Below are 5,594 nucleotides of genomic sequence, written 5' to 3'. Positions count from 1 at the left end.
TCTTCCACCTTATGGATAATCAACAGGTGTGATATAGTAAAGTACATAGCCAATATCCCGTCATTCTCCTTGGGTGTCTTTGTTCACCCCGATCAGCATATTATTTTCAAGTATCAAGATCTATATGGTATATCCTTATACTCCCTTCCTTGAAAAATTTCCCTATCACTACTCATTCTAACGAAGGATTCTTTCCTGTATCTGTCTTTACTCTTACATTAACCTTACATTGAAGGAATCAGCCTAGAAAAAAGAGAACTATCATTTTAAGATACATAGCATCAAGGGTATTGATTATCCAGTACAATCCAGAGTAGATCGTCACCACACCGTGTCCCTTCCTTGTGAGAAAAAGACGCGGGAACACGCCGACGTGTGCATCTTACTTCTTCTAATATGTGGATAACCAATAAGTGTGACATAGCATAATATGCTGGGTCGAAAAGCACCCAAAATAGAAAAAATTAATTGTTGCGGGCTTAAATTCCCGAATTATAGACAAACTCCAGGAGGGAGACAAGGGCATGAGTAAAACCATTTTAATCGCCGACGATGAGCCAGAAATTATTGAACTGCTAAAGCTTTTTCTTGAGAGAGAATCTTATCGAATCATTGAAGCTTATGATGGTGAACAAGCGTGGAATTATATTCGTCAGCATCCTATTGATCTAGCTATCATCGACATTATGATGCCGGCCTTGGATGGCTTTCAATTAATTAAAAGACTGAGGAATGAATATAAGCTCCCTGTCATCATTCTTTCAGCGAAAAATCGGGACAGTGACAAAATACTAGGGCTTGGGCTCGGAGCGGACGATTTCATCTCTAAACCGTTTAACCCCCTAGAAGCGGTCGCCCGCATTCAAGCTCAGCTTCGTCGCGCGTTCGAATTCAACGAACCGGAAGAAAAGATGATTTCAGCCCAATCAACGACTGTCGGCCGATTGACGCTCGATCATACTGCTTGTGTTGTCTACCGTGGAGATGAAACGATCACGCTTACTCCTCTTGAGTACAGACTGCTGAATACGTTTATGCAGGCCCCCGGGCGCATCTTTACGAAGCAACAGTTGTTCGAACAGGCGTGGTCGGAAACATATTGGGAAGATGATAATACGATTATGGTGCAAATCTCGCGGCTCAGAGACAAAATTGAGGATCGGCCCCGTCAACCCGTATATATTAAAACCGTCCGCGGTCTCGGTTACAAATTTGCTTCAAAGGATGATTTTGATGGGAAAAAAACGTAAATTATTTAACACCATGATCACGGCCTATATTCTCTTCACCCTAACAGTTGGAGTTACCAACAGTATTGTAGCCTATTTGGACGACCATGTAGGTGCCGGTATTTTAAAAAAGTCTATTGTTCTTCTGCCTGGATTGTCGCTCAACAGTTTAATTGAGATAGCAATCTTCGCGCTTAGCGTCTACCTTTACAGCCGTTGGACGTCGAAGCGGATTACCGGCCCTTTAGAGAAAATAACCGATGCCATCCAAAAAATGAGGAAGGGCGAATTCACTCAGCGCCTCCGCTTCAAGGCCGACTACGAATTGACGCTTATTCAGGAGCATTTCAACGAAATGGTTGCACATTTAGAGAAAACGGAAGCCGAAAAAAATAAAGCAGAACAAAGCAAGCAACGGATGCTGCTCGATTTGTCCCATGATTTGAAAACGCCTATAACTACGATACAAGGCTATGCAATGGCCCTTCAAATGGGAGTCGTAGACAGTCCGGAGAAGCAACGCCGATACTTGGAGATGATTTATAACAAGTCGGTCATCGTGACTGCTCTCGTAGAGGATATGTTTCAATTGGCGACGCTGGACAGTCCGGACCTCCCTTCCGCTGAAGAGCAGGAAGATTTGGCTGAACTGATCCGGCAAATCGCCATCGCTCATTTCGATCAGTTTGAACAGAAGAAATTTACCTTGGATTTGAAAATTCCCTCTCACAGAGTCATGGTTCAGATGAACCGGAATTTATTGTACCGGGCCTTGTCTAATCTGTTGTCCAACACGCTCAAACACAATCCGGAGGGAACGGAAGTCGCCTTATCGCTTACGGATACTGACGAAGCGGTCCTGCTTCAGGTTATGGACAATGGAATAGGAATTGCTGAAGAGTTAAAAGAACGCATCTTCCAGCCCTTTGTACGCGGAGACGAAGCAAGGACAGGGGAAGGGACGGGGCTTGGGCTGGCGATTGCCAAAAAAGCGGTCGAACTTCATGGTGGAAAGCTGTTGCTCAAGAGCGAACCAGGAAAAACAGTATTCGAGGTCATTCTCCCCAAAAATTAAAGAATGACCTTGCTTTTCCTTTTTCCTGTTAATCCGGGATTCATACCTAAGCCGATATCGATCGTATCAGAATTCATTTGATTAAAGCAGAATGTTAAATTCACACTATATTTTGTCTTTCCCTTACCTTGGTTTGCATCTCATACAAATTAGCATAAAGACCGTTTTGGAGCATCAATGCTTCATGGTTTCCATATTCTACAACCTTTCCTTGCTCAACAACGTAAATCATATCTGCATCTTCAATTGTAGACAAACGATGGGCAATAACAAGTGTTGTTCGATCTTTCATTAATGTATGAAGCGCTTGCTGTACCCAATATTCTGATTCAGAATCTAATGCTGATGTCGCCTCATCCAATAGAAGAATAGGTGCGTTTTTAAGTAAAGCGCGCGCTATGGCAATCCGTTGTCTTTGCCCTCCAGACAGCATTGTTCCACGTTCCCCAACCTTTGTCTGGTAGCCTGCTGGTAGTTTCATAATAAAATCATGGGCATATGCTGCCTTCGTAGCTACAATTATTTCTTCCTCGGAAGCATCCAATCGTCCGTATTTAATATTTTCTTCTATGGTTCCTTCGAATAAATACGCCTCTTGAGGAACATAGGAAATTATATCTCTTATCTCTGTAAGCTTATACTGTTCCATAGGCTTACCATCCAAATAAATATTGCCGCTCTGAAACGGATAGAAGCCTAATAACAATTTAATAACTGTACTTTTTCCACTACCACTTGCACCTACAAGTGCAGCCACTTTCCCTTGCTCAACAGTTAATGAAAAACCATTAAGCACTCGGCAGCTTTCTTCATATTCAAAAACAATTTCATTCATTTCTATCATACTATTAGTCTCACAGCTTACTTCCCTGCGTAAATCGTATCGTTCCGGCTCTACAGGTTCATCTAAAAACTCGACTACACGAGCCGCACCTGCCAGGGAGCTTTGTAGTACGGTTATCGTTTGCCCCAAATGTAAAAATGCGAGCGTGACAAACATTTGTTGCTGTACAATAGCAATTAATGAACCTAATTCAATTACATTTTGCGACACCATAATGATTCCGGCTACAAGCATACCCCCGAAACTCAAAAAATTAATAAAAAAATTTGTTGCATCCAATAGCGCATTTTTGTGTCCCTGTTTTATCGCAGAAATTGTAATATCTTCATTCATTTCAATGTAGCGTTTAGTTACAACATTATGTAAATTGAACATTTTAATCACAGGCAATCCCGAAATAAAATCGGTGAGCCTTTCAGTTAACGTTCCTGTCTGTCGCTGCATTTGATCACTAATGCTTCGAACCGATTTGGCAAAGCGTATATTGATAAATAATGTTACTGTGCTAAGCATAACAAGTACGGAGGAAAATCTCCAATCCAACAAGAACATCCCTACTAAGGAACCTAACAAAACTACAAGAATAGTAAGCAATGTTTTCAAATGTTCCGTATATGCTTGCTCTATTATGTGTACATCATTGCTTAATCTAGATATAGTATCTCCCGTGTGATGACGTTCATAATAGTCGGCTGACAATTGCCCCATATGTTTGTAGACAGTAAGTCTAATGCTGTTCATCACTTCTTTCACGCAGCGATGATACAAATAGCTGAAAAGAGGAGATAAAATACTCAAAAAAATAAATGTTCCGCTTACTACAATAATCGCCCTTGTTAGTAATGCCGAATCTTTACTATTCGCAAAATCGGTTAAATCCTTAAAAACAAAAGGAATACAAATAGCTAAACTAGCATGAACCAGGCTATCTCCTAACAAACTAATCATATACATTTTCTTTTTATTTTTCATGAAAGACAGCAGATGGAAAAGTTCATTCGTCATTTTTCTGATAAGCAAGAATATGCCTCCTCCTTTACCATCTCTGCATTCTCTTCTGTAATAAATCGCTTTTTATACAGCCTTGAGTATAAACCGTTTTGAGCAAGTAATTGCTCATGCGTACCACTTTCCACAATACGCCCCTGGTCTAAAACTAATACCTCATCAGCTTCTTTAATAGTAGAAAGACGGTGGGCAATAACTAACACGGTTCGATTTTCCATTACGTACTCTAATGCTTCTTGGACCAGTGCTTCAGACTGCGTGTCTAATGCAGATGTTGGCTCATCTAATAAAAGAATAGGTGCGTTTTTGAGAATAGCACGTGCAATTGCAATTCGCTGCTTCTGCCCCCCTGATATCCTGGAACCATGCTCTCCCACAATTGTTTCATAGCCGTCAGGAAGTTCCATAATAAAATTATGAGCATTAGCCGTCTTTGCTGCGGCAATAATTTCATCTCTGCTAGCATCTATTCGACCATAGGAAATATTCTCAGCAATAGATACGGGAAACAAATATATATCCTGTGAAACTAGTGACAAATATGTACGCATTTCTGCTGCATTCCACTCTTGTAAAGGATGGCCGAATAGCTTAATACAACCATCTTCCTCCTTCATTTGGTAAAACCCACACAAAAGCTTCAAAATTGTACTTTTCCCGCTTCCGCTCGTACCTACTAAAGCAATTATTTTGTTCTTTTGCAGTACAAAATTTACATGGTTCAGCACTTTTGCCTGATCTTCATATGCAAAAGAAACATTTTTAAATTCAATCGGTACCGCATCGGGATGAATATCAATAACGGGTTTATTCTTTTGTTCAGTTGGCTGTTCAACAATATGCAGCAAGCGTTTGGATGCACCCGAAACTTCTTGTATTTGAGCAAACAACACAGGCATCGTCGATAGCGGCTCCAGAACAAAATTAATCAAGTAGCCAAATATAACCAAATTGCTCAAGGTTAGCTCTCCCTGCCCTATTAAATATCCGCCGTATGTGACAAAAAATATAAAAGGAGCATTCCTGTAATGAATGAAAATGCGATTGGATAAAAAAAGTACCTCCTGTTAACATACAGAGTGTCACGGCCGTGACCTCGAAATAACAGAGGAGGTACTCACTATGAATTATACCCAAAATCAACGCATTTCTCAAATTACAGAATCTACCTTAATTGTTGGCGTAGATATTGCCAAACACAAACATGTGGCACGAGCACAAAATGATCGTGGTCTCATGTATGGGAAAGCTTTTTCTTTCCCAAGTACACGTCAGGGATTTGAAGCGTTCTGTCATTGGATGAAACACTTGATGACGGAACACGAAAAAACACAGCTTCTTGTCGGAATGGAGCCGACAGGACACTACTGGATGACGCTCGCGGCCTTCTTACGAAGCCGCAGCATTCCGGTCGTGGTCGTGAATCCCATGCATGTGA

The 5,594-nt window shown here is 41.0% G+C and carries 5 protein-coding genes; 3 read left to right on the top strand and 2 right to left on the bottom strand.

Features of this window, described 5'->3' with window-relative positions; all coding sequences use genetic code 11:
- The first annotated feature begins 524 nt into the window (after positions 1–524).
- Positions 525–1,250 (top strand): response regulator transcription factor, encoded by a 726-nt coding sequence (locus tag HMPREF0083_RS10085; RefSeq protein ID WP_021621196.1) that lies wholly within the window; start codon positions 525–527, stop codon positions 1,248–1,250.
- The gene (locus HMPREF0083_RS10080; protein WP_040302307.1) at positions 1,234–2,304 is read left to right on the top strand and encodes a sensor histidine kinase; all 1,071 of its coding nucleotides are present in this window, start codon (positions 1,234–1,236) and stop codon (positions 2,302–2,304) included. The genes HMPREF0083_RS10085 and HMPREF0083_RS10080 overlap by 17 nt, the downstream gene beginning before the upstream one ends.
- A 100-nt stretch (positions 2,305–2,404) precedes the next feature.
- Here HMPREF0083_RS10080 and HMPREF0083_RS10075 read toward each other — a convergent pair whose 3' ends face one another.
- Both HMPREF0083_RS10075 and HMPREF0083_RS10070 read right to left on the bottom strand, forming a co-directional pair.
- Positions 2,405–4,168 carry an ABC transporter ATP-binding protein gene (locus HMPREF0083_RS10075; protein ID WP_051354613.1) on the bottom strand — a complete coding sequence of 588 codons (1,764 nt, stop codon included), beginning with the start codon at positions 4,166–4,168 and terminating at the stop codon, positions 2,405–2,407.
- Complete coding sequence (locus HMPREF0083_RS10070; protein WP_245191336.1) at positions 4,150–5,115, bottom strand: ABC transporter ATP-binding protein; 966 nt, start codon at positions 5,113–5,115, stop codon at positions 4,150–4,152. Before HMPREF0083_RS10070 ends, HMPREF0083_RS10075 begins: the two co-directional genes overlap by 19 nt.
- Before the next feature lie 163 nt (positions 5,116–5,278).
- Here HMPREF0083_RS10070 and HMPREF0083_RS10065 point away from each other — a divergent pair.
- On the top strand, positions 5,279–5,594 hold a 316-nt coding region (locus HMPREF0083_RS10065), incomplete at its 3' end, for an IS110 family transposase (RefSeq protein ID WP_021621192.1).

Origin of the sequence: Aneurinibacillus aneurinilyticus ATCC 12856 (assembly GCF_000466385.1) — a bacterium.
GTDB classification, from domain to species: Bacteria; Bacillota; Bacilli; order Aneurinibacillales; family Aneurinibacillaceae; genus Aneurinibacillus; species Aneurinibacillus aneurinilyticus.
The sequence above is the reverse complement of the archived record's forward strand: the minus strand, read 5'-3'. Positions and strand labels throughout refer to the sequence as shown.

What these genes read in the sequence shown, in the direction of transcription:
- HMPREF0083_RS10080 (WP_040302307.1), top strand. Translation starts at nt 1,234, where the DNA reads ATGGGAAAAAAACGTAAATTATTTAACACCATGATCACGGCCTATATT.
- HMPREF0083_RS10085 (WP_021621196.1), top strand. Translation starts at nt 525, where the DNA reads ATGAGTAAAACCATTTTAATCGCCGACGATGAGCCAGAAATTATTGAA.